This is a genomic window from Streptomyces sp. NBC_01260, from assembly GCF_036226405.1.
In the GTDB taxonomy this organism is placed as follows: Bacteria; Actinomycetota; Actinomycetes; order Streptomycetales; family Streptomycetaceae; genus Streptomyces; species Streptomyces laculatispora.
The window spans coordinates 7,165,967-7,189,616 of the sequence record NZ_CP108464.1 but is presented as its reverse complement, the minus strand read 5'-3'; the positions used below and the strand labels follow the sequence as shown (position 1 = coordinate 7,189,616).

Below are 23,650 nucleotides of genomic sequence, written 5' to 3'. Positions count from 1 at the left end.
AGCCCTGCCGGGCCCCGGTGCGGCCCGGCGCCGGCGGGACGGCCGGTCAGCTGGTCCAGAAGTCCCACCAGCGGGTCAGGATCAGCATGCCGATGATGCCGACCCACAGGACCGGCGGCACCCAGTGGAACTCGGCCAGCCCGTTGCGCAGCCAGTGGGGCGCGGGAATGATCCGGTGCTTGATGTTGTGCGTGGTGATGTAGCAGAACATGAAGATCGTGGCGACCCAGGCCAGGCAGCACCACAGGCACAGGGAGTTGATGTTGTAGAGCGACTGGTACTGGAGCCAGGTGCAGAAGCCGACACCGAACAGGGTGCCCGCGTTCATCCCCAGCCAGTACCAGTTGCGGAACCGCGCCCCGGCGAGCAGCGCCAGGCCGATGCCGATGATCACGGAGTAGGTGGCCAGGCCGAGCATCGGGTTGGGGAAGCCGAAGGCCGCCGCCTGGTCGCTCTTCATGATGTTGCCGCAGGCCACCACCGGGTTGAGACTGCAGCCCGGAACGAAATTGGGGTCCTCCGCCAGCTTGAGCTTGTCGATCGTGATGACCCACGCGGCAAGGAGTCCGGCAGCGCCCGTGATCACCAGCAGCAGTGCCAACGCACGACTGCCGCCGATGGTCCTCTTCCCGCCGTCCTCGTCCTGGTCGGAAGAGGGATGGTCAACCGCTGCAGTCGTCATATCGCCGTTCCGTCACTGAGTAGCCTGCTGGGCACGGTCATTGTGCCGTACCGTTGCGCCGGTCTTCCGTTCGATGAAGATAAAGAGGCACGCAAGGACCCGCGCACGGACGGCCCTGAAGGCACGGAGCGTGAGGGTCCGCGAAACGCTCTGGCTCCATGGCCGAACTCACGGTGTGCGCAAGCTGTCCGCACGGGCGTTGCCGCGGGCCGGGACGCGGTCGAGGGCCCGGGCCTGGGGATCCGGCCGGCGCGCGTATGCGGAGTGCTCGGGCCGAACGGGGCGGAAGAGCACGGCCGTGGGGCTTCCGCATCCCCGTCCCGGCCGTGACGGGGACGCTGTCTCCGCCCGCCGCCAGAATCCGGCCGTCGTCGGCACAGTTCGGCCGGAACCGTCCGGCAGGATGAATCCGCTCCCGCCGGGTTGACGGTACGGGCGGCCGTGACGCCCTTCGCCGGACCGGCCGGGGCCGAGGTGCCCGCCCGGTCGCAGGCGGCCGGAACACCGCTCGCCCACGACCGGGGACGGGAAACTACGCGAGGCGCGTCCGGATCGCCTCGGTCACCTCGGCCAGGGCGACAGCCGTCTGCTCGCCGGACTCCATGTCCTTGAGCTGCACGACGCCCTCGGCCAGATCGCGCTCGCCGGCCACGATGGTGAACCGCGCGCCCGACCGGTTGGCGCTCTTCATCGCGCCCTTGAGACCGCGCCCCCCGAACGCGAAGTCCGCGGCCACACCCTCGCGGCGCAACTGCGTGACGACGGCGAACAGCTTCCTCCGCGCCTCCTCGCCGAGCGGTACGGCGAAGACACTGGTGGTGGAGGGCAGTTCGAGCTCGATGCCCTCCGCCTCCAGGGCGAGCACCGTGCGGTCCACGCCGAGCGCCCAGCCCACCGACGGGAGCGCCGGGCCGCCGATCATCTCGGACAGGCCGTCGTACCGGCCGCCGCCGCCCACCGCCGACTGCGAGCCCAGTCCGTCGTGGACGAACTCGAAGGTGGTGCGGGTGTAGTAGTCGAGCCCGCGGACGAGCTTCTCGTCGTCCTCGTACGCCACACCCGCCGCGTTGAGCAGGTCCCGTACCTCCTCGTGGTACGCCTTGCAGGCGTCGCAGAGGTAGTCCCGCAGCACCGGCGCGCCGGTCAGCTGCTTCTGGACCTCGGGGCGCTTGTCGTCGAGGACCCGGAGCGGGTTGATCTCGATGCGGCGGCGGGTCTCCTCGTCCAGGTCGAGCTCGCGCAGGAAGCCCTGGAGCGCGTCGCGGTAGACGGGCCGGCACTCCTTGTCGCCCAGCGAGTTCAGCAGGATGCGGAAGCCGCGCAGGCCCAGGGTGCGGTACGCCTGGTCGGCCAGGATGATCAGCTCGGCGTCCAGGGCCGGGTCCTCGGCACCGATGGCCTCGGCACCGACCTGTGAGAAGTGGCGGTAACGGCCCTTCTGCGGACGCTCGTAGCGGTAGTACGAGCCGGAGTACCAGAGCTTGACCGGCAGGTTGCCGAGCTTGTGGAGGTTGGCCTCCAGAGCGGCGCGCAGCACGGACGCGGTGCCCTCGGGGCGCAGGGCGAGCTCGGAGCCGCCCTTGGTGGTGAGGGTGTACATCTCCTTGCTCACGATGTCGGTGGACTCGCCGACGCCTCGGGAGAAGAGGGCCACGTCCTCGAAGCCCGGGGTCTCGATGTAGCCGTAACCGGAGTTCTTCAGCGGTGCGGAGATCGCCTCACGCACCGCGAGGTACTTCGCGGAGTCGGGCGGGGTCAGGTCGTACGTGCCCTTGGGGGCCTTGAAGGTGCTCACGATGTCGCTCTCGTCACATTCCTCGTCGGGGCGCGTCCATACCGTGCAGATACGGATTTGTGGCGCGCTCGCGGCCGATGGTCGTCTGGGGGCCGTGGCCCGACAGCACCACGGTCGAGTCGTCGAGCGGCAGGCACACACGGGCCAGCGACTCGAGCAGCTCGACGTGGTCGCCGCCGGGCAGGTCGGTACGTCCGACGGAGCCGGCGAAGAGCAGGTCGCCCGAGAAGAGAACCTGCGGAACCTCCGCGGCCTCGGGCATCCTGAACGTCACCGACCCCTTGGTATGGCCGGGCGCATGCGAGACACCGAACTCCAGACCGGCCAGCATCAGCCGGGCGCCGTCGCTCAGCTCCTTGACGTCGTCCGGCTCCCCCACCGTCAGCTCGCCCATGAGCGGCATCCCGATGGAGCGGCCCAGCGCCTTCTCCGGGTCGCTCATCATGTAACGGTCCTCGGGGTGGATCCAGGCGGGGACGTCGTGTGCGCCGCACACCGGGACGACCGAGGCGACGTGGTCGATGTGGCCGTGGGTGAGCACGACGGCGACGGGCTTCAGCCGATGCTTCCTCAGCGCTTCCTCGACCCCGGAGGCGGCCTGGTGGCCCGGGTCGATGATCACGCACTCCTCACCAGCGGCGGGGGCGACCAGGTAACAGTTGGTCCCCCAGGCCCCGGCGGGGAACCCGGCAATGAGCACGATCGTCCTTAATGGTCGTCCGACGAGGGGTCGCGGCTGCGAGGTCGCAGCAGTTCAGAGCCTACCGGCGCTCCTCATTCCACAGCTAACCCATATACGGTACGGGGCAACTCAGGCCCGATCACACGACGTACAAGGAGATCACCCGGTGGTCAGCAGCGATCAGCGGCGGCGGCAGCTCGCCAGGGAGAAGTTCGAGCGGCAGCAGCAGCGCCGGGAGGAGGCCCGCCACCGGACCCGGCGGCTGACGGTCATCATCACCTCCGCGGTGGCCGTGGTGGCCGTGATAGGCGGCGTCACGTACTTCGCCACCGGCGACGACGGCAAGAAGGACAAGGCCGACCCGGCCGCGAGCGCGAGCCCGTCGGCGTCCCCCTCGGCGAGCGAGAAGAGTGCGCCCGAGCCGGCGATGAAGATCGACAAGAAGGCGAAGTACACCCTGTCGCTCAAGACGGGCCAGGGCGACATCGCGTTCACGATGGACGCGGCGAAGACCCCGCACACCGCGAACTCCTTCAAGTCGCTCGCCGACAAGGGCTTCTTCGACGGCACGAAGTGTCACCGGCTGACCACGCAGGGCATTTTCGTCCTGCAGTGCGGCGACCCCAAGGGCGACGGCACCGGCGGTCCGGGCTACACGATTCCGGACGAGAACCTCACCGCGCTGGGCAAGGCGGGCAAGGACGGCACGGTGACCTACCCGGCGGGCACGGTGGCGATGGCCAACACCGGCCAGGCCCACACCGGCGGCAGCCAGTTCTTCCTCGTCTACAAGGACAGCAAACTGCGGCCCACCTACACGCCGTTCGGCACGATGAGCGAGGCCTCGCTGAAGGCCGTCGAGGCCATCGGCAAGGCGGGTGTCACCGGCGGCGCCGCCGACGGTGCGCCGAAGAAGGCCGTGAACATCTCGAAGGCGGCCGTCGACAAGGCGTGAGCCCGGCGGGCCCGGCGTGATCCGCACGGCAGGCACCGCGCGGGGCCGGATAATTTCGGCCGCTCGGAGTGCGGACAGCCGGGCGGCCCGTCGCCTAGATTGGCGTTGTGCAGGGCGGGCGCTGCCCGCCCCAGGAAACTGTGGACGATGCCAGGGGGGTGAACCCCCTCGCGGGCATCAGGTGGAGGAGGCGCTGTGAGCAGCGACCCGTGGGGCCGTGTCGATGAGACAGGCACCGTGTACGTGCGTACAGCCGACGGCGAGCAGGTCGTCGGATCGTGGCAGGCCGGTTCTCCGGCGGAGGCCCTGGCCTACTTCGAGCGCAAGTACGAGGGCATTGTGGTCGAGATCGGCCTCCTCGAGCGGCGGGTGAAGACCACCGATCTGTCCGCGAAGGACGCGACGACCGCCATCGAGCATCTGCGTGCGCAGGTCGACGAGCACCATGCCGTCGGCGACCTCGACGCGCTGCGCAAGCGGCTGGACGCCCTGGTGGCGACGGTCGACTCGCGGCGCGAGGAGCGCAAGGCCCAGAAGGCGAAGCAGACCGACGAGGCGAAGCACGCCAAGGAGGCGCTGGTCGTCGAGGCCGAGGAGCTGGCGCAGAGCGAGCAGTGGCGTTCGGCGGGCGAGCGGCTCCGTGCGCTCGTCGACACGTGGAAGGGCCTGCCGCGGCTCGACCGCAAGTCGGACGACGAGCTGTGGCACCGCTTCTCCCATGCGCGCTCGGCGTTCTCCAAGCGCCGCAAGGCCCACTTCGCCTCGCTGGACGCCCAGCGCGAGGAGGCCCGCAAGGCCAAGGAGAAGCTGGTCGTCGAGGCCGAATCGCTGTCCCGCTCCTCGGACTGGGGCACGACGGCTGCCCGCTACCGCGATCTGATGACGGAGTGGAAGGCGGCGGGCCGCGCCCAGCGCGAGGCCGAGGACGATCTGTGGAACCGTTTCCGCGGTGCCCAGGACGTCTTCTTCGCGGCCCGCGGCGAGGTGTTCGCCGAACGGGACGCGGAGCAGGGCGAGAACCTCAAGCTCAAGGAGGAGCTCGCGGTCGAGGCCGAGAAGCTGGTGCCGGTGAAGGACCTGAAGGCCTCCAGGGCGGCGTTCCGGGCCATCAACGAGCGCTGGGAGGCCATCGGCCATGTGCCGCGTGACGCCCGCCCGAAGGTCGAGGCGCGGATGCACACGGTGGAGCGGGCGCTCCAGGAGGCCGAGGAGTCGGAGTGGCGCCGGACCAACCCGGAGGCACGTGCCCGTGCCGCGGGTCTGACCGGACAGCTCCAGTCGGCCGTGGACAAGCTGCGTACCCAGATCGACACGGCGCGCACCTCGGGCAACAACGCCCGTGCGGACAAGCTCGCCCGCGAGCTGGAGGGCCGGCAGGCACTCCTGGACCAGGCTCTCAAGGGCCTGGAGGAGTTCGGCGGCTGAGACCCGGTTCGCCGGTTCCGTCGTGAAGGGCCCCTCCGCCGGTCGGCGGAGGGGCCCTTCACGTGGTGCACGGGGCCGGCGCGACGCACCGCAGCCCCCCGCGTGGTCACGCGAGGGGCTGCAGGGCCGGTCGGACGGCCCGGGTCAGGGCCGGCGGGCCGAGGTCACCCGGTAGACGTCGTAGACGCCCTCGACGCCGCGTACGGCCTTCAGGACATGGCCGAGGTGTTTCGGGTCGCCCATCTCGAAGGTGAAGCGCGAGGTGGCCACCCGGTCGCGGGAGGTCTGCACGGCCGCGGACAGGATGTTGACGTGCTGGTCGGACAGGATGCGCGTGACGTCCGAGAGGAGCCTGGACCGGTCCAGTGCCTCGACCTGGATGGCGACGAGGAAGACCGAGGACTGGGTGGGCGCCCATTCGACCTCGAGGATGCGCTCCGGCTCCTGCGAGAGCGAGTCGACGTTGACGCAGTCCGCACGGTGCACGGAGACTCCGCTGCCCCGGGTGACGAACCCGATGATCGGGTCACCGGGAACGGGCGTACAGCAGCGCGCCAGCTTGACCCAGACGTCCTCGACGCCCTTGACGACGACGCCCGGATCGGCGTTCGAACGGCGCTTGTTGCGGCCGTGCGAGGGCGGCGAGCTCTCCGCGAGGTCCTCGTTGGCCTCGTCCTGGCCACCGAGCGCCTGGACCAGCTTCTGCACGACACCGGCCGCCGCGACATGTCCCTCGCCGATCGCGGCGTACAGGGACGAGATGTCGGGATAGCGCATCTCGTGGGCGAGGGTGACCAGTGAGTCGCCGGTCAGAATCCGCTGGATCGGCAGGTTCTGCTTGCGCATGGCGCGCGCGATGGCGTCCTTGCCCTGCTCGATCGCCTCGTCGCGGCGCTCCTTGGAGAACCAGGCGCGGATCTTGTTGCGTGCCCGCGGCGACTTGACGAATCCGAGCCAGTCACGGGAGGGACCCGCGCCGGCCGCCTTGGAGGTGAAGACCTCCACCAGATCGCCGTTGTCGAGGGTGGACTCGAGCGGTACGAGCCGCCCGTTGACCCGTGCCCCTATGGTCCGGTGGCCGACCTCCGTATGGACGGCGTACGCGAAGTCGACCGGTGTCGCCCCTGCCGGGAGCGCTATGACGTCGCCCTTCGGTGTGAAGACGAAGACCTCGTTGCGCGAGAGGTCGAAACGCAGGGACTCCAGGAACTCGCTGGGGTCCTCGGTCTCCTTCTGCCAGTCCAGGAGCTGGCGCAGCCACGCCATGTCGTTGACGGTGTCCTGGCCGCGGCCGGTGTTCTTGGGGACGTCGGTGCGCACCTTGGAGGCGCCCGCGACGGCCTCCTGCTTGTACTTCCAGTGCGCGGCGATGCCGTACTCGGCGCGGCGGTGCATGTCGAACGTACGGATCTGCAGCTCGACGGGCTTGCCGCTGGGGCCGATCACCGTGGTGTGCAGCGACTGGTACATGTTGAACTTGGGCATCGCGATGTAGTCCTTGAACCGGCCGGGGACCGGATTCCACCGCGCGTGAACGGTGCCGAGCGCCGCGTAGCAGTCGCGGACCGTGTCGACGAGGACGCGGATGCCCACCAGGTCGTAGATCTCGGCGAAGTCCCGGCCCCGCACGATCATCTTCTGGTAGACGCTGTAGTAGTGCTTGGGCCGGCCGGTGACGGTGGCCTTGATGCGGGCGGCGCGCAGGTCGGACTGGACCTCGTCGGTCACTATGGCGAGGTATTCGTCACGCTTGGGCGCCCGCTCGGCGACGAGGCGGACGATCTCGTCGTACATCTTCGGGTAGAGGATCGCGAAGGCGAGGTCCTCCAGCTCCCACTTGATCGTGTTCATGCCCAGGCGGTGGGCCAGCGGGGCGTAGATCTCCAGCGTCTCGCGGGCCTTCTTCTCCTGCTTCTCCCGCTTGAGGTAGCGCATGGTGCGCATGTTGTGCAGCCGGTCGGCGAGCTTGATGACCAGCACCCTGGGGTCCTTGGCCATCGCGACGACCATCTTGCGCACGGTCTCGGCCTGCGCCGCCTCGCCGAACTTGACCTTGTCCAGCTTGGTCACACCGTCGACCAGCAGGGCGACCTGGTCGCCGAAGTCGCGGCGCAGGGTGTCCAGGCCGTATTCGGTGTCCTCGACCGTGTCGTGCAGCAGCCCCGCCATCAGAGTGGCCGGATCCATACCCAGCTCGGCCAGGATCGTGGTCACGGCGAGCGGATGGGTGATGTAGGGGTCGCCGCTCTTGCGCTTCTGGCCGCGGTGCCAGCGTTCGGCGACCTGGTAGGCGCGCTCGATCTGGCGCAGCGTGGAGGTCTCGATCTTGGCGTCGTTGCTGCGGACGGTGCGCAGCAGCGGTTCCAGCACAGGGTTGTAGGGGCTGGAGCGCTGGACGCCGAGGCGGGCCAGCCTGGCCCGGACCCGGTTGGAGGAGCCGCCGCCGGTGCGGGCCACCGGGCCGGCGGGCGCCGCTGCGGCGGGCTTCGCGGGGGGCTTCGGCGCGGACGGGGGCGGCGGGGCGGGGGCGGCCGGCTGGGCGGGGGAAGCGGGCGCGGGCCCGTTCGCCTCGGCCGGGGCCGGGCCGGTGCCGGGCTCCGGCGCAGGCGGCTTCGGCTTCTCCGCGGGCTGCTGCTTCGCGGGCGTGGCTGGGGCCGCCGCGGGCTTGTCGGGCTGCGGGGCGGCGACTGGCTGGGCCTCGTCTGGCAAGAGCGCTCCTCGTGCGGATCCGGACACCCGGAAAGGCCATCGTAACGACCCTGCGGCCGCTCCTCCCCCGGGGACCGTGAGAGCCCGCACAACGCGAAGCGGGCACCCGGTTGTTCCCGGGTGCCCGCTTTGGTGCGGGTAATGCGGTGCCTCGTACGGTCCGTCGGCGATCAGACCGTGATCAGGGCCTCCAGCGGAGCGCCGCGCAGGCTCTCCGCCAGGCGGGCCCGGCCGGCCAGGAATCCCAGCTCCATGAGGACGGCGACGCCGGCGACCCGGGCCCCGGCCCGCCGGATCAGTTCCAGCGAGGCACCGGCGGTGCCGCCGGTGGCCAGGACGTCGTCGATGACCATGATCCGGTCGTCCGCGGACAGGTCCTCGGCGTGGATCTCGATCTCCGCGGTGCCGTACTCCAGCTCGTAGGACTGACTGAGCGTGGCGCCCGGCAGCTTCCCGGCCTTGCGGACGGGGACGAAGCCGAGACCGGCCCGGACCGCGACAGGTGCGGCCAGGATGAACCCGCGGGCCTCCAGGCCGACGATCTTCGTGGCGCCGTGCCGTACGCACAGTTCCGCGAGGGAGTCGGTGAGGGCGGTGAAGGCCACCGGGTCCGCGAGCAGCGGGGTGATGTCCTTGAACATCACCCCCGGCTTCGGGTAGTCCGCCACGTCACGGATCCGGCTGAGCAGGAGGTCCCTCGTGCTCGCGGTGGTGCTGCTGGTCATCGACGCTTCCCCGGGGTCCGGCCGTGGCCCCTGGGGGGCTCCTGGCGCTGTCCGACGACCGCTCCGGCGGGTGCGACGTCCTCGGGGAAGTCCTCGTCCGCCTGCTCCGCCTCGGAGGACTCGCCCTTGGCGGCCGCTGCCGCGCGCTTGGCGAGGATCCGCTTCTTCAGGGCCTTCATCTGCGGGTCGCGTTCCTTGAGGTCGGCGACGAGCGGAGTGGCAATGAAGATCGAGGAGTACGCACCGGCGGCGAGGCCGACGAAGAGTGCCAGGGAGATGTCGTTCAGCATGCCCGCGCCGAGGACACCGCCACCGATGAACAGCAGACCGGCGACCGGCAGCAGTGCGACGACCGTGGTGTTGATCGAGCGGACCAGCGTGCCGTTGATGGAGCGGTTGGCGATCTCGCTGTACGTCCACCGGGTCTGCTTGGTGATCCCCTTCGTGCCCTCCTTGAGGCTGTCGAAGACGACGACCGTGTCGTAGAGGGAGTAACCGAGAATCGTCAGCAGACCGATCACGGTGCCCGGGGTGACCTCGAAGCCGACCAGGGCGTAGACGCCGACCGTGATGGTGATGTCGTGGATCAGTGCGACCAGGGCCGCGATGGCCATCCGCCACTCGAAGGCGATGGCCAGGTAGATCACCACGAGGACCATGAAGACGCCGAGGCCGGTCCAGGCCTTGTTGGCGATCTGCTCACCCCAGCTGGGGCCGACCAGGTCGGCGGCGATCTTCTCCGCGGGGACGCTGAGCCCCTTGGAGAGCTCGCCCTTGATCTCGTCGGACTTCGAGGTGTCGACCTCGGTGATCTGGATGCGCAGGCCGCCGTTGCCCAGCTTCTGGACGATGGCCTGGTGGCCCGAGGACGTCGATGCCAGCTCTTCCGCCTTGTCGACGGAGACGCTCGTCTTCGGGGTGGTGAAGACGGCACCGCCCTTGAACTCGATGCCCATGTTCAGGCCGCTGACCGCCAGGCCGACGATGGCCGTGATGGTGATCAGGATCGAGATGCCGTACCAGATCTTGCGGTTGCCGATGAAGTCGTAGCCGACCTCGCCGCGGTAGAGACGGGCGCCGAGATTGCCGAGTCGCGACATCTCACGCCTCCTTCGGGTCGGTGGGGGCGTTGACACGGCGCGAACGACGCAGCGGCGGCTTGGCGCCGAGCCGCTTCGGGTCCAGTCCGGACCACGGGTGACCGCTCGCGAAGAACGGTTTGCGGGCCATCAGCGTCATGACCGGCTTGGTGAAGAGGAACACCACGACCACGTCGAGCAGGGTGGTGAGACCCAGCGTGAACGCGAAGCCCTGGACCTTTCCGACAGTGACGACGAACAGCACCGCCGCGGCCAGGAACGACACGAAGTCGGAGACCAGGATGGTGCGCCGGGCGCGCGGCCAGGCCCGCTCGACGGCGGGACGGAGCGTACGGCCCTCGCGGATCTCGTCACGGATGCGTTCGAAGTACACGATGAACGAGTCCGCGGTGATTCCGATCGCCACGATGGCGCCGCAGACAGCGGGCAGGTTCAGCGCGAATCCGATGGCCGGGCCGAGCAGCGCCATGATCGTGTACGTCAGGATGCCGGAGACCAGGAGGCTGAGGAGCGCGATGAGCGCCAGCCCGCGGTAGTAGGCCACCAGGTAGATGACGACCAGGGCCAGGCCGATGGCGCCGGCGATCAGGCCCGCCTTGAGCTGCTCCCCGCCGAGTGCGGCGGTGACGGTGGTGACGCTCTGCTCCTTGAAGGAGAGCGGCAGCGCACCGTAGGACAGGACGTTGGCCAGGTCCTCAGCGGACTGCTGGGTGAAGCTGCCGGAGATCTCGGCGTCGGCGCTCAGCGCCTGGCTCACGGAGGGCGCCGAGACCACTTCGCCGTCGAGCGCGATGGCGAACTGGTTCTGCGGGGACTGCTGCTGGGCGAGCGTGCCCGTGATCTTCTGGAACTTCTTGGCGCCGCCGCCGGTGAACCCCATCTGAACGATCCACTGACCGTTGTTCTGGTTGATGGCCGCCTTCGCGGTCTTCACGTCCGTGCCGTCGACCTCGGCCGGGCCGAGCACGTACTTGGCGCTGCCGTCCTGCTCACAGGCGACCACCGTGTCGGTGGCCTTGGAGCCCTGGGCCGCCTTGGAGCGGCCGGCCTTGGTGGAGCAGTCGAGCGCCTCGAACTGCTTCTGCAGCTTGGCGGCCGCCGCCTGCTCCTCGGGGGACGCGGTGGGGGTGCCGCTCGCCTTGGGCGTCCCGCTGGCGTTCGGCGTGGGCGTGGAGTCGGCCTTCAGGGCGCCGGTGACCGCGCGGCCCTGGGTGGTGGCGCTCGGGTTCGGCTTCGTGGACGGGCTCGACGCCTTGTCGGAGGCGGAGGAGCTCGGCGATCCCGACGGGCTGGCCTTGCCGGAGGACGAGGCGCTGGGTGCCGGGGTGGGCGTGCCCTGGGCGACGGTCAGCACCGGCCGGAAGTAGAGCTTGGCCGTCGTACCGACCTGCTCCCGGGCCTGGGCGGAGTTCGTGCCCTTGGGGATGTTGACGATGATGTTGCTCTTGCCCTGTGTCTGGACCTCGGCCTCAGACACGCCAAGACCGTTGACGCGGCGTTCCATGATCTGGACCGCCGTGTCCATGTTGGTCTTGTTGATCGACGACTCCTGGCCGGGCTCGGCCTTCGCCTCCAGCGTGATGGACGTGCCACCCGCCAGGTCGATGCCGAGTCGCGGCGTCGGCTGATCGGCCAGGAACATCCCGCCGGTGAGCGCGACCATGGCGATCAGGATCAGAGCCAGGGCACGCCCCGGCCTGCCCTGACCGCCGGCCGGCCCTCGGCCCTTCTTCGGTGCTGCCACCTTTTCGTTTCTCCCTGTCCAACCGCCCCGCGCCGGGTACGCGCCCAAGCGGCCACGAAGTGTAGTGGGGACCCGCCCCCGCAGAAGACCGCACGGTCCGGGGACAGCCGGATGCCTGTGGGCTCACGGCATCCCCGGGTCGTGTGCTACTTCGCTTCGGCCTCGCCGTCGGACTTGCCGTCGGACTTCTTGTCGGTCGGCGTGTCGGCCGGCTCGGTGTCGTCCGCCTCGGTGTCGTCCGCCTCGGCCTTCTTGCCCAGATCGATCTTCGCGACGTCCGAGGTGTCCTCGTCGGTGGCGTCGTCGAGCTCGGTCAGCGAGGAGGCGTCGTCGGGCACGACCGCGCCGTCGACGTCGAGCTCCTCCTCCTCGTCACCGTGGACGATGCGGTTGTACTCCGCGTCGTCGAGGACGGCACCGATGGAGTTCTTGGCGTAGACGGCGTGGACGCCGGGAGCAATCTCAAGGAGGACCGAGTCGTCGTGAAGCTCCTTGACGGTGGCGTACATGCCCCCGATCGTCCGGACGCCGGTACCGGGCTGCATTTCATTGCGCATGTTCGCAGCCGCCGCCTGCTTCTTCTTGGCGGACCGCGTCATCAGGAACATGGCCCCGATGAGCACGATGAAGGGGAGGAGAGTCACGGGATTCACGGGACGAGTTTCCTTCGCACGACCGCGCTGGAAGGCGGCCTGGTCTACGGGGGTGGGTACACCGACCTTTGAGGACGGCATCGGCGGAGTCTAAGCGAGTCCGCATCGATGGAACAACGTCCAGCATGGCACCCGGGTTCCTCTGCGGGCCAACCTGTGATGTGTCACGCCCCGAACAGGCCCTGTTGTCCCATTCCGCCTTGCTGCGGAGGAACCAGCCCGAGGTGGGCCCAGGCAGCCGGTGTGGCGACCCGCCCGCGCGGCGTCCTGGCCAGGAGCCCTTCCCGCACCAGGAAGGGCTCGGCGACCTCCTCGACCGTCTCGCGCTCCTCCCCCACGGCGACCGCGAGGGTTGACAGGCCGACCGGGCCGCCGCCGAAGAGCTTTATCAGTGCGCCGAGCACCGCCCGGTCCAGCCGGTCGAGACCGCGGGCGTCGACCTCGTACACCTGGAGGGCCGCGGCGGCGACGTCCCGGTCGATCCTGCCGTCGGCCTTGACCTGGGCGTAGTCCCGGACGCGGCGCAGCAGCCGGTTGGCGATACGGGGCGTGCCGCGGGAGCGGCCGGCGATCTCCGCGGCGCCCTCGACGTCTATCGCGACGTCGAGGAGGCGGGCCGAGCGGTGGATCACCCTTTCCAGTTCGACGGGCGTGTAGAACTCCATGTGCCCGGTGAAGCCGAAGCGGTCGCGCAGCGGGGGCGGCAGAAGCCCTGCCCTGGTCGTGGCGCCGACCAGGGTGAAGGGCGGCAGCTCCAGCGGGATGGCGGTGGCCCCCGGCCCCTTGCCGACGATCACGTCGACCCGGAAGTCCTCCATCGCCATGTAGAGCATTTCCTCGGCGGGCCGGGACATGCGGTGGATCTCGTCGAGGAAGAGGACCTCGCCCTCCTGGAGCGAGGACAGGATCGCCGCCAGATCGCCCGCGTGCTGGATGGCGGGGCCGGAGGTAATCCGGATCGGGGCGTTCATCTCAGCCGCGATGATCATGGAGAGGGTCGTCTTGCCCAGGCCCGGGGCGCCGGAGAGCAGCACGTGATCGGCGGTGGCGCCACGGGCGCGGGCCGCCTTGAGGACCAGGTCGAGCTGTTCGCGGACCGTCTCCTGGCCGACGAACTCGTCGAGGTCCTTGGGGCGCAGTGCCGCCTCCACGGCGGTGTCCTCGCCGTCCGCGCCGGCGTCGACGAGCCGCTCGTCGAGCAGCTCGTCGGTGTCGGGTCCGGTCTCGTCCCAGTTCATCTCGTCAGTCCCGCCTCGGGTGTTTCGGTGCCGGGCCGTGCGGTGCCCGGTCCGGGGTGGAGAAGGGTGCCCTCCGGGCTCGCTCAGCGCGCCCGGTTGAGGGTCTGCAGGGCGGCGCGCAGCAGCTGCGGCACCGGCGGCTGCGCGCCCTCAGCGATGGCGGCCTCCGCCTGCGGGGCCACGGCGGACACCGCCTCGTCCGCCTCGCGCGTCGCGTAGCCGAGGCCGATCAGGGCGGCCTGCAGCTGGTCGCGCCAGGTGGAGGAGACAGCGGTGCCGATGCCCTGCTGACCGATGTGGGCGCCGACCGGCTCGCCGAGCCGGTCCTTGAGTTCGAGCAGGAGCTTCTGCGCGCCCTTCTTGCCGATGCCGGAGACCGCGGTGAGCGCCTTCTCGTCCCCGGTGGACACGGCGATGCGCAGGGCGTCCGGGCTGTGCGTGGCGAGCATGGCCTGGGCGAGCCGGGGTCCGACCCCGCTCGCGGTCTGGAGCAGCTCGAAGGTCTGCCGCTCGTCGTCGTCCGCGAAGCCGTAGAGCGTGAGCGAGTCCTCCCGTACGACGAGGGAGGTGGCCAGCCTGGCCTCCTTGCCGATACGGAGACCGGCGAGGGTGTTCGGCGCGCACTGGACGGCCATGCCGATGCCGCCGACCTCGATCACGGCCGTGGTCGGGGCGAGAGCGGCCACGGGGCCGCTGACGAAGGCGATCATCGGGGGACCTTCCGGACGGGAGCTGCTGCGGTGCGCGGAACGCGCGGGGTACGGGCCGCGGCCGCTGCGGCCGCGTGCGCCTGCTGGAGGCGGTTGACCGCCGGGGCGCGCCAGATGTGACAGATGGCGAGGGCGAGCGCGTCGGCGGCGTCGGCCGGTTTCGGCGGGGCGTCCAGCCGCAGGAGCCGGGTGACCATGGCCCCGATCTGCGCCTTGTCCGCGCGGCCGCTGCCGGTGACGGCGGCCTTGACCTCGCTGGGCGTGTGCAGGGCCACCGGGATGCCGCGGCGGGACGCGCAGAGCATGGCGACCGCACTGGCCTGGGCCGTGCCCATCACCGTACGGACGTTGTGCTGGGCGAACACCCGCTCGACGGCGACGCATTCGGGCCGGTGCTCTTCGAGCCACTCCTCGATGCCGCGCTCGATGGCCACCAGCCGGTGTCCGAGCTCCGCGTCGGCCGGTGTGCGCACGACTCCGACGCCGAGCATCGTCAGGGGACGGCCCGCGACGCCTTCGACGACTCCGACGCCGCACCGGGTCAGCCCGGGGTCCACACCGAGTACCCGCATGGGTCGCCCCCTCCCTGCCGATCGGTCAACTGTTCCCGCAGGCTATCGGCTCGCACTGACAATGCGACGGGCCGACGGGGTGTGTCCCCGTCGGCCCTTCCACGGAAAGCTGCGCCGGTCGACCGACAACCGCTCAGGCGTCGACCTTCTCCATGACCTCGTCCGATACGTCGAAGTTGGCGAAGACGTTCTGCACGTCGTCGCTGTCCTCCAGCGCGTCGATCAGTTTGAAGATCTTGCGGGCGCCCTCCTCGTCGAGGTCGACCTGCATGGTGGGCAGGAAGTTGGCCTCGGCCGAGTCGTAGTCGATGCCCGCCTCCTGGAGCGCGGTGCGGACCGCGACCATGTCGGTGGCCTCGCTGACGACCTCGTAGCTCTCGCCGAGGTCGTTGACCTCCTCGGCACCCGCGTCGAGGACCGCGCCCAGCACATCGTCCTCGGACAGCTCACCCTTGGGGACGATGACGACGCCCTTGCGGTTGAACAGGTACGAGACCGAGCCCGGGTCGGCCATCGAGCCGCCGTTGCGCGTCATGGCGACGCGTACGTCGGACGCGGCGCGGTTGCGGTTGTCGGTGAGGCACTCGATGAGCACCGCGACACCGTTGGGGCCGTAGCCCTCGTACATGATCGTCTGGTAGTCGACGCCGCCCGCTTCGAGCCCGCCACCGCGCTTGACCGCGGAGTCGATGTTCTTGTTCGGGACCGAGCTCTTCTTCGCCTTCTGGATCGCGTCCACAAGGGTCGGGTTGCCCTCGGGATCCACACCGCCGGTGCGGGCCGCGACCTCGATGTTCTTGATCAGCTTCGCGAAGAGCTTGCCGCGCTTGGCGTCAATCACGGCCTTCTTGTGCTTCGTCGTAGCCCATTTAGAGTGGCCGGACATCTGCCTTCTCCTTCGCGTCACCAAATTCCGTACGAACCCGAGAGATCCTACCGGGATCGAGTCAGCCCAGTGCGCGCACCATGTCGACGAAGTAGGCGTGAAGCCGGTGGTCCCCGGTCAGTTCGGGATGGAATGACGTGGCAAGGGCGTTTCCCTGCCGTACCGCCACGATATGGCCGCCGTGCTCGGCGATGACCCGGGCCTGCGCACCCACGGATTCGACCCAGGGGGCCCGGATGAAGACGCCCTCGACCGGACCGCCCTCGATCCCGGCGACATTCACGGCCGCCTCGAACGACTCGTTCTGCCGCCCGAAAGCGTTACGGCGCACGATCATGTCGATGCCGCCTATGGTCTCCTGGCCCGAGCGCGGGTCGAGGATCTTGTCGGCGAGCAGGATCATTCCGGCGCAGGTGCCGTAGACCGGCATCCCGGCGGCCACCCGCTCGCGCAACGGTTCCAGCATCCCGAACAGGGCTGCCAGTTTGGACATCGTGGTGGACTCGCCGCCGGGCACGACCAGGCCGTCGACCTCGGCGAGTTCCTCGGGCCGCCGAACCGGCCTGGCCAGGGCGTCCGCCGAGGCCAGGGCGATCAGGTGTTCCCGTACGTCGCCCTGGAGAGCCAGGACTCCGATCACAGGGGTGTCGCTCATCAGTGACTACCAGCCGCGGTTGGCGTAGCGCTCGGTCTCGGGCAGGGTGTCGCAGTTGATGCCGACCATGGCCTCGCCCAGGTTGCGGGAGGCGTCCGCGATGATCTTCGGGTCGTCGAAGAACGTGGTGGCCTTCACGATGGCGGCGGCGCGCTTGGCCGGGTCGCCGGACTTGAAGATGCCGGAGCCGACGAAGACGCCCTCGGCGCCCAGCTGACGCATCAGCGCGGCGTCGGCGGGGGTGGCGACGCCGCCCGCGGAGAACAGGACGACGGGCAGCTTGCCGAGCTCGGCGACCTCCTTGACCAGCTCGTACGGGGCGCGGAGGTCCTTGGCGGCGGCGTACAGCTCGTTGTTGTCGTAGCCGCGCAGCCGGGCGATCTCGTTCTTGATCTGGCGCAGGTGCCGGACGGCCTCGACGACGTTGCCGGTGCCGGCCTCGCCCTTCGAGCGGATCATGGCCGCGCCCTCGGCGATGCGGCGCAGGGCCTCGCCCAGGTTGGTGGCGCCGCAGACGAACGGGGTGGTGAAGGCGAACTTGTCGCTGTGGTTGACCTCGTCGGCCGGGGTGAGCACCTCGGACTCGTCGATGTAGTCGACGCCGAGGGACTGCAGGACCTGGGCCTCGACGAAGTGTCCGATGCGGGACTTCGCCATGACCGGGATGGAGACGGCCTCGATGATCTCCTCGATCATGTTCGGGTCGGACATCCGGGCCACGCCGCCGTCCTTGCGGATGTCGGCCGGCACCCGCTCCAGGGCCATGACGGCCACGGCGCCCGCGTCCTCGGCGATCTTCGCCTGCTCGGCGTTGACGACGTCCATGATCACGCCGCCCTTGAGCTGCTCGGCCATGCCGCGCTTGACGCGGGCGGTGCCGGTCGCAGGGGAGTCAGCGGACTGCGGGGTGGTGGGAAGCGTGGACACGGATCGACCTCACTGGGAGAAAAGACGCTGAGCGCGCATGGGGGTCATGCACTGCTGAGCAAACTCTCCGGGACCGGTCCACAGCAAGGGCCAATAGGAGGCCGGTGGATCGTTTTGGCCCCGCGGCGAGCGGGAACGGGCCGTGCCCCGCTCGCGCCGCGGACGTCAGCTGACCGGGCGCGCGGCGAGGGCGACCGGCGGCTCGTCGTCCATCTCGAAGGCGAGTGGGAACGGGGCATGACCGGCCAGCCGGAACCAGCGCACCGTGCGGTGGCGGCGCAGCGCACGGGCGGCCCGCACCGCGTCGTTGTGGAACCGGCGTGCCATCGGGACCCGGCGGACGGCGGCGGCCAGTTCGGACGCGGTCTCCTCGCCGCCCGGGATCTCCTTGACCGCCTCCACCTGCGCCGGCTCGCCGAACACCGCGCGCAGGGCGGTGCTCAGTTCGCTCTCGGCGACCTCGCGGTGCTCCTCCTCCGCCTGACGGGCGGCGTGCGCGGCCTCGTACAGGACGATGGACGCGGCCGGGTCCAGGACACCGGAGGTGGCGAGTTCCTGGGTGACCGAGGCCCGGCGCAGGAGTTGTGCGTCGAGTGCGGCCCGGGCCGCGTCGATACGGGTGTGCAGCCGGTCGAGCCGGCCGGCGGTCCAGCTGAGGTAGAGGCCGATCGCGACGAGCACGACGGCGGTCCAGATGAGGGTTTCGGTCACGGGCCGAAGGCTACCGGTGACCGGGCGCCGCACAGCCCCCTCGGCCGGCCGGAGAGCCGGCCGGAGAGCCGCCGGGAAACCGGGAACGGCTCAGCGGCTGCCGGGGGCCCGGCAGCCTCTCAGTCCCGCGTCAGCCCGAACCTGGCCCGCAGCCCGGTGCGTTCGTCCGCCGCGACCGACGCCGCCCCGTCCGCCACCGTCTCGTAGACCGCGAGGATGTCCGCCCCCACCGTCGACCAGTCGAAGCGCCGCACATGCGCGCTGCCGCGCTCCCGCAGCTCCGCGCGCCGCTGCGGGTCGCCCAGCAGCCGGACCGCCGCCGCCGCCAGCGCGTCCGCGTCCTCGTTGGCGAACAGTTCGCCCGCCGCGCCCAGGTCCAGGACCTGCGCGAAGGCGTCCAGGTCGCTGGCCAGGACCGGCGCGCCCGCCGACATGGCCTCGACCAGGATGATCCCGAAGCTCTCGCCGCCGGTGTTGGGCGCGACGTACACATCGACACTGCGCAGCAGCCGCGCCTTGTCCTCGTCGCTCACCATGCCGAGGAACTCGACCCGCTCGCGCATCTCCTTCGGCAGCGAGGCGACAGCCTCCTCCTCGTCGCCCCGGCCGGCCACCAGCAGCCTGGTGTCCGGGCGGGCGGCGAGGATCGCGGGCAGCGCCCGCATCAGGACGGGCAGACCCTTGCGGGGCTCGTCGATGCGCCCGATGAAACCGATCGTGCCGCCCTGCCACTCGGGCCTGGGCTCGGCAGCGGCGAAGAACCCGACGTCGACACCGTTCGGAATGACCACCGCGTCGCCGCCCAGATGCTCGACCAGGGTGCGGCGCGCGTACTCGCTGACCGCGATGCGCGCACTGATCTTCTCCAGCGCCGGCTGGAGGATCGGATACGCGGCGATCATCGCCCGGGAGCGCGGATTGGACGTGTGGAACGTGGCGACGATCGGCCCCTGCGCGGCCCAGCAGGTCAGCAGCCCCAGCGACGGCGAGGTCGGCTCATGGATGTGGATCACGTCGAACGTGCCGTCGTGCAGCCAGCGCCGCACCCGTGCCGCGGACAGGAAACCGAAGTTCAGCCGGGCCACGGAACCGTTGTACGGGACGGGCACGGCCCGGCCCGCGGACACCACGTACGGCGGCAGCGGAGTCTCGTCGTCGGCCGGGGCCAGCACGGACACCTGGTGGCCGAGCCGGATCAGATGCTCGGCCAGATCGCGGATGTGGAACTGCACGCCGCCCGGTACGTCCCAGGAGTACGGGCAGACGATGCCGATCTTCACTGCTGGTCTCCGAGGGGTTCGAGGTCGGCGAGCCACAGCCGTTGCAGCATATGCCAGTCCTCCGGGTGCTCGGCGATTCCCAGGGCGAAGGCGTCGGCCAGCGCCTGTGTCATGACAGACGTCCGCTGCGCGCGGTCACCTGAGCCGGGAACCTCGACGGGTGGATGGATCCGCGCCTTCATCACCGGCGTGTCGTCGTAGTGGAGCGTGACCGGCAGCAGCAGCGCCCCGGTCTGCTGGGCGAGCAGCGCCGGGCCCGCCGGCATCCGGGCCGTGTCCCCGAAGAACGTCACCTCGACGCCGGAGGCCGACAGGTCGCGGTCGGCGACCAGGCAGACCAGGCCGCCCGCCCGCAGCCGCTGCGCCAGCGTGCCGAACGCGGTCCCGCCGTTGTGCGCCAGGACCTCCATGCCCAGTCCCTCGCGGTAGGCCACGAACCGGTCGTACAGCGACTCCGGCTTCAGCCGCTCGGCGACCGTGGTGAAGGGGACCTCCAGATCCGTGGTGACCCACGCGCCCGCCAGGTCCCAGTTCCCCAGGTGCGGCAGGGCGAGGATGACGCCGCGCCCGGCGTCGAGCCCCTCGGTCAGCCGGTGCGCGTCCGACACGTCGATGGAGTCCTTGATCCGCCGCGCACTCCAGGTGGGCAGCCGGAACGACTCCATCCAGTACCGCATGTACGAGCGCATCCCGGCCTTGGACAGCGCGGCGAGGCGGGCGGGGCTCGCGTCCGGCACGACCCGCGCCAGATTCGACTCCAGCCGCAGCACGCTCTTGCCGCGCCGCTTCCACACCTGGTCCGCGATGGTGCGAAAGAGCGCCCGCGCGGCCGGTTCGGGAAGCTTCTTGACCGCGGCCCAGCCGAGTCCGTACAGCCCGTCGCTGATCCGTTCCTTGGGACCGGGCTTCGCGTCCCCGGGTGCGCGGCTCACTGAGTGGCCTCGCTCCCCCGGTCCGCCGCGGCCGACGCCGCGGCGGCCGCATCGGCCTCCGCGGACTCGCGGCGCACCGTCACGACGCGCTGCACGAGCGTCACCAGGCTGCCCGCCGCGACGATCCAGAGCGCGATCGGGAGCAGGATGTCGATCCCCGGCACACCGAACTTGTGCAGTCCGGCGAGCCCGGCCGCCACCAGGGAGATCACCAGCCGCTCGGCACGCTCCACGAGCCCGTTGACCGCGACCGGCAGACCGATCGACTCACCGCGTGCCTTGGTGTACGAGACCACCTGGCCGCTCGCGAGACAGAAGATCGCGACCGCGCACAGGGCGTTGTCGTCGCCGCTGCCCGCGTACCAGAGGACGAAGCCGGCGAAGATCGCCCCGTCGGCCACCCGGTCGAGCGTCGAGTCGAGGAACGCGCCCCACCGGCTGGAGATGCCGGCCTGCCGCGCCATGTTGCCGTCGACGAGGTCGGAGAAGACGAAGATCGTGATGACGATCGTGCCCCAGAAGAACTCCCCCATCGGGAAGAAGACCAGCGCACCTGCCATCACCCCGGCCGTGCCGATCAGAGTGACCGCGTCAGGACTCACGCCGAGACGGAGCAGCAGTGCGGCGAACGGCGTGAGGACACGCGTGAAGAATGCACGCGCGTACTTGTTCAGCATGGCCTTCCCGAGGGTTCGGTGGGCCGCATGGCCCCATCGGCCACCGGCTGGCCCATCGTAGTCACGACCGCCGCACTCCACCGTCCGGGCACCCCCGGGCCGCCGGGCCCGGTCGTCCGGAGCGGTCCGCGGCACGGGCCCCGTCCGGACGGCGGGCCCGTGCCGCGGCGTACGACGTATGGACGCATCCCAGAGGGAGTGGAAAGCTCGGAAGTACCGCGGGCGTCGCCGAAGCCGCCGCGGCGGCTCCCTTCTGCCCGTGCAGCCACTCCCCACCCCGCGCCCGGCGGTTCTCCCGCCCCGCGCCATCATCTGGGAGGCACGCACCATGGGCGACAAGGCACACGCACACACCGGGGCCGCCGGAAGAGCGGCGACGGCCGGCCACCCCTCCTCCATACGGAACGTGGTGCTGGTCGGCCACAGCGGCTCGGGCAAGACCACCCTGGTCGAGGCCCTCGCACAGACCGCGGGCGCGGTCAACCGGGCCGGCCGGGTCGAGGACGGCAGCACGGTCTCCGACCACGACGGGATCGAACACCGCCAGCAACGCTCCGTACAGCTCTCCCTGGTTCCCGTCGAATGGGGAGGGGTCAAGATCAATCTGCTGGACACCCCGGGATACGCGGATTTCGTCGGGGAACTCAGGGCCGGTCTGCGGGCAGCGGACGCGGCCCTCTTCGTTGTCTCGGCGGCCCAGGAGTCAGCCGCCGTGGCCGGTGCCACCCGCGCCGTCTGGGAGGAGTGCGCCGCCGTCGGCATGCCGCGCGCCATCGTCGTCACCCACCTCGACACCGCCCGCACCCCGTTCGACGCGATGACGCGGATCTGCGGCGAGATCTCCGGCGGTGACGGTCCCGACGCCGTGCTCCCGCTCTACCTGCCCGTCCACGGTCCCGAGGGCTCCGACGGGCACGCCCCGCTGACCGGGCTCACCGGACTGCTCTCCCAGCGGATCCTCGACTACTCCGGCGGCGAGCGGACGGAGAACCCGCCCGCCGAGGATCAGCGGGCCCCGCTGGCCGCCGCCCGCAACCGGCTCATCGAAGGGATCATCGCCGAGAGCGAGGACGAGACCCTGATGGACCGCTACCTCGACGGCGCGGACATCGACATCGAGACACTCGTCGACGATCTGGAACGCGCCGTCGCACGCGGCACCTTCCACCCTGTCCTCGCCGCCGCCCCCGCCGCCGAGGGCGCCCGTCAGGGCATCGGCACCGTCGAACTCCTCGACCTGATCACCGGCGGCTTCCCGACCCCGCTGGAGCGCCCGCTCCCCGCCGTCACCTCCCTGCACGGCGCCCCGCTCCCCGCCCTCGGCCGCGACGCGCGGGGCCCCCTGGTCGCCGAGGTGGTCAAGACGGCCTCCGACCCCTACGTCGGCCGGCTCTCCCTGGTCCGCGTCTTCTCCGGCACCCTGCGCTCCGACGACACCGTGCACGTATTCGGCCACGGGCTCACCGACCCCGGCCACGAGGCCCGCCCCTTCCACGAGGCCGAGATCCGCGTCGGCGCGCTCTCCTCACCGTTCGGCAAACAGCAGCGCCCCGTCACCGAGTGCATCGCCGGGGATCTCGCCTGCGTCGCCCGGCTGGGCACCGCCGAGACCGGCGACACCCTGTCCGACCCGGACCATCCGCTGCTGATGGAGCCGTGGACCATGCCCGACCCGTTGCTGCCGCTCGCCATCGAGGCGCACGGCAAGGCGGACGAGGACAAGCTCTCCGAGGGCCTCGCGCGGCTCGTGGCCGAGGACCCCACCATGCGCCTGGAGCAGAACCAGGACACCCACCAGGTGGTCCTGTGGTGCCTCGGGGAGGCCCATCTGGACGTGGCGCTCGACCGGCTGCGCAGCCGGTACGCGGTCCAGGTCGACGCCGTCCCCCACCGCGTCGCCCTGCGCGAGACGTTCGCGGGGCCGTCCACCGGACGCGGCCGGCACGTCAAACAGTCCGGCGGCCACGGTCAGTACGCCATCTGCGAGATCGACGTCGAGCCGCTGCCACCGGGGTCCGGCATCGAGTTCATCGACAAGGTCGTCGGCGGATCGGTACCACGCCAGTTCATCCCGTCCGTCGAGAAGGGCGTCCGCACGCAGGCCGCCCGCGGCGTCGCCACCGGACACCCGCTCGTCGACCTGCGGGTCACCCTGCGGGACGGGAAGTCCCACTCCGTGGACTCCTCCGACGCCGCCTTCCAGACGGCCGGCGCCCTGGCCCTGCGCGAAGCGGCCTCGGACACCCGCATCAAGCTCCTCGAACCCGTCGCCGAGATCCGCGTCCTCGTCCCCGACGACTGCGTCGGTCCGGTGATGAGCGATCTCTCGGGCCGCCGCGGCCGGGTGGTCGGCACCGAGCAGTCCGGGCCCGGACGCACCCTCGTACGGGCCGAGGTGCCGGAGCTGGAGATCGGCCGGTACGCGGTCGACCTGCGCTCCCTGTCCCACGGCACCGGCCGCTTCGACCGCTCCTACGCCCGTCACGAGGCCATGCCCGCACACCTCTCGGACCGTATGCGCGAGCAACAGCACAACGGCACGAACGGCACGTAGCGCCTCCGCCCCCAGCGGTTGTCCACAGGGCCGGACAG

Annotated in this window: 21 protein-coding genes; 3 read left to right on the top strand and 18 right to left on the bottom strand. The window is 70.5% G+C overall.

The annotated features are described in order from the left end of the window. Window positions 1–46 precede the first annotated feature (46 nt). The 3 genes from OG322_RS32135 to OG322_RS32125 all read right to left on the bottom strand — a co-directional run bounded on the left by OG322_RS32135 (window position 47) and on the right by OG322_RS32125 (window position 3,177). On the bottom strand, window positions 47–682 hold the full coding sequence (locus tag OG322_RS32135; RefSeq protein WP_123468389.1) for a vitamin K epoxide reductase family protein: 636 nt from the start codon (window positions 680–682) through the stop codon (window positions 47–49). Between the two features lie 532 nt (window positions 683–1,214). Continuing rightward, complete coding sequence (gene hisS / locus OG322_RS32130; RefSeq protein WP_123468391.1) at window positions 1,215–2,477, bottom strand: histidine--tRNA ligase; 1,263 nt, start codon at window positions 2,475–2,477, stop codon at window positions 1,215–1,217. Window positions 2,478–2,490: 13 nt separating this feature from the next. Then, window positions 2,491–3,177 (bottom strand): MBL fold metallo-hydrolase, encoded by a 687-nt coding sequence (locus OG322_RS32125; protein ID WP_329307318.1) that lies wholly within the window; start codon window positions 3,175–3,177, stop codon window positions 2,491–2,493. A gap of 148 nt (window positions 3,178–3,325) precedes the next feature. On the opposite strand from OG322_RS32125, the gene OG322_RS32120 reads away from it, so the two are divergent. Together OG322_RS32120 and OG322_RS32115 are read left to right on the top strand one after the other, a co-directional pair. Continuing rightward, complete coding sequence (locus OG322_RS32120; RefSeq protein ID WP_329307317.1) at window positions 3,326–4,114, top strand: peptidylprolyl isomerase; 789 nt, start codon at window positions 3,326–3,328, stop codon at window positions 4,112–4,114. Window positions 4,115–4,309: 195 nt separating this feature from the next. After that, a complete protein-coding gene (locus tag OG322_RS32115) occupies window positions 4,310–5,539 on the top strand; it encodes a DUF349 domain-containing protein (RefSeq protein ID WP_207319266.1) in 1,230 nt (409 codons plus the stop codon). A 144-nt stretch (window positions 5,540–5,683) separates the two neighbouring features. Here the strand turns inward: OG322_RS32115 and OG322_RS32110 are convergent, their stop codons facing one another. The 15 genes from OG322_RS32110 to pgsA form a co-directional block, all read right to left on the bottom strand. Beyond that, entirely contained in the window at window positions 5,684–8,248 is a 2,565-nt protein-coding gene (locus OG322_RS32110; RefSeq protein ID WP_123468399.1) for a RelA/SpoT family protein, read from the bottom strand. A 170-nt stretch (window positions 8,249–8,418) separates the two neighbouring features. Beyond that, window positions 8,419–8,973: an adenine phosphoribosyltransferase gene (locus OG322_RS32105; protein ID WP_123468401.1), complete on the bottom strand. Its 555-nt coding sequence runs from the start codon at window positions 8,971–8,973 to the stop codon at window positions 8,419–8,421. Continuing rightward, window positions 8,970–10,073, bottom strand: coding sequence for a protein translocase subunit SecF (secF, locus tag OG322_RS32100; protein ID WP_123468403.1), 1,104 nt, complete (start codon window positions 10,071–10,073; stop codon window positions 8,970–8,972). Before secF ends, OG322_RS32105 begins: the two co-directional genes overlap by 4 nt. A gap of 1 nt (window position 10,074) precedes the next feature. Beyond that, window positions 10,075–11,817 (bottom strand): protein translocase subunit SecD, encoded by a 1,743-nt coding sequence (gene secD, locus OG322_RS32095; RefSeq protein WP_329307316.1) that lies wholly within the window; start codon window positions 11,815–11,817, stop codon window positions 10,075–10,077. 146 nt (window positions 11,818–11,963) lie between these two features. Continuing rightward, window positions 11,964–12,470 (bottom strand): preprotein translocase subunit YajC, encoded by a 507-nt coding sequence (gene yajC, locus OG322_RS32090; RefSeq protein ID WP_123468407.1) that lies wholly within the window; start codon window positions 12,468–12,470, stop codon window positions 11,964–11,966. 164 nt (window positions 12,471–12,634) lie between these two features. After that, window positions 12,635–13,708 carry a Holliday junction branch migration DNA helicase RuvB gene (gene ruvB, locus OG322_RS32085; protein ID WP_123468409.1) on the bottom strand — a complete coding sequence of 358 codons (1,074 nt, stop codon included), beginning with the start codon at window positions 13,706–13,708 and terminating at the stop codon, window positions 12,635–12,637. Between the two features lie 83 nt (window positions 13,709–13,791). Continuing rightward, a complete protein-coding gene (gene ruvA / locus OG322_RS32080) occupies window positions 13,792–14,418 on the bottom strand; it encodes a Holliday junction branch migration protein RuvA (RefSeq protein WP_329307315.1) in 627 nt (208 codons plus the stop codon). Next, window positions 14,415–14,990, bottom strand: a complete 576-nt coding sequence (gene ruvC / locus OG322_RS32075; protein ID WP_124286541.1) for a crossover junction endodeoxyribonuclease RuvC — start codon at window positions 14,988–14,990, stop codon at window positions 14,415–14,417. The genes ruvA and ruvC overlap by 4 nt, the downstream gene beginning before the upstream one ends. A gap of 133 nt (window positions 14,991–15,123) precedes the next feature. Continuing rightward, window positions 15,124–15,876 (bottom strand): YebC/PmpR family DNA-binding transcriptional regulator, encoded by a 753-nt coding sequence (locus tag OG322_RS32070; RefSeq protein ID WP_123468415.1) that lies wholly within the window; start codon window positions 15,874–15,876, stop codon window positions 15,124–15,126. A 61-nt stretch (window positions 15,877–15,937) separates the two neighbouring features. After that, the gene (gene pdxT, locus OG322_RS32065) at window positions 15,938–16,531 is read right to left on the bottom strand and encodes a pyridoxal 5'-phosphate synthase glutaminase subunit PdxT (protein ID WP_123468417.1); all 594 of its coding nucleotides are present in this window, start codon (window positions 16,529–16,531) and stop codon (window positions 15,938–15,940) included. A gap of 6 nt (window positions 16,532–16,537) precedes the next feature. Beyond that, window positions 16,538–17,458: a pyridoxal 5'-phosphate synthase lyase subunit PdxS gene (pdxS, locus tag OG322_RS32060; RefSeq protein ID WP_123468419.1), complete on the bottom strand. Its 921-nt coding sequence runs from the start codon at window positions 17,456–17,458 to the stop codon at window positions 16,538–16,540. 165 nt (window positions 17,459–17,623) lie between these two features. Further along, the gene (locus tag OG322_RS32055) at window positions 17,624–18,169 is read right to left on the bottom strand and encodes a hypothetical protein (protein WP_123468421.1); all 546 of its coding nucleotides are present in this window, start codon (window positions 18,167–18,169) and stop codon (window positions 17,624–17,626) included. 119 nt (window positions 18,170–18,288) lie between these two features. Then, window positions 18,289–19,449, bottom strand: coding sequence for a glycosyltransferase family 4 protein (locus tag OG322_RS32050; RefSeq protein ID WP_123468423.1), 1,161 nt, complete (start codon window positions 19,447–19,449; stop codon window positions 18,289–18,291). After that, window positions 19,446–20,381, bottom strand: a complete 936-nt coding sequence (locus OG322_RS32045; RefSeq protein WP_123468426.1) for a phosphatidylinositol mannoside acyltransferase — start codon at window positions 20,379–20,381, stop codon at window positions 19,446–19,448. Before OG322_RS32045 ends, OG322_RS32050 begins: the two co-directional genes overlap by 4 nt. Further along, window positions 20,378–21,058: a phosphatidylinositol phosphate synthase gene (gene pgsA / locus OG322_RS32040; protein ID WP_123468428.1), complete on the bottom strand. Its 681-nt coding sequence runs from the start codon at window positions 21,056–21,058 to the stop codon at window positions 20,378–20,380. The genes OG322_RS32045 and pgsA overlap by 4 nt, the downstream gene beginning before the upstream one ends. Before the next feature lie 328 nt (window positions 21,059–21,386). On the opposite strand from pgsA, the gene OG322_RS32035 reads away from it, so the two are divergent. Beyond that, the gene (locus OG322_RS32035; RefSeq protein ID WP_329307789.1) at window positions 21,387–23,612 is read left to right on the top strand and encodes an elongation factor G-like protein EF-G2; all 2,226 of its coding nucleotides are present in this window, start codon (window positions 21,387–21,389) and stop codon (window positions 23,610–23,612) included. Window positions 23,613–23,650 lie beyond the last annotated feature (38 nt).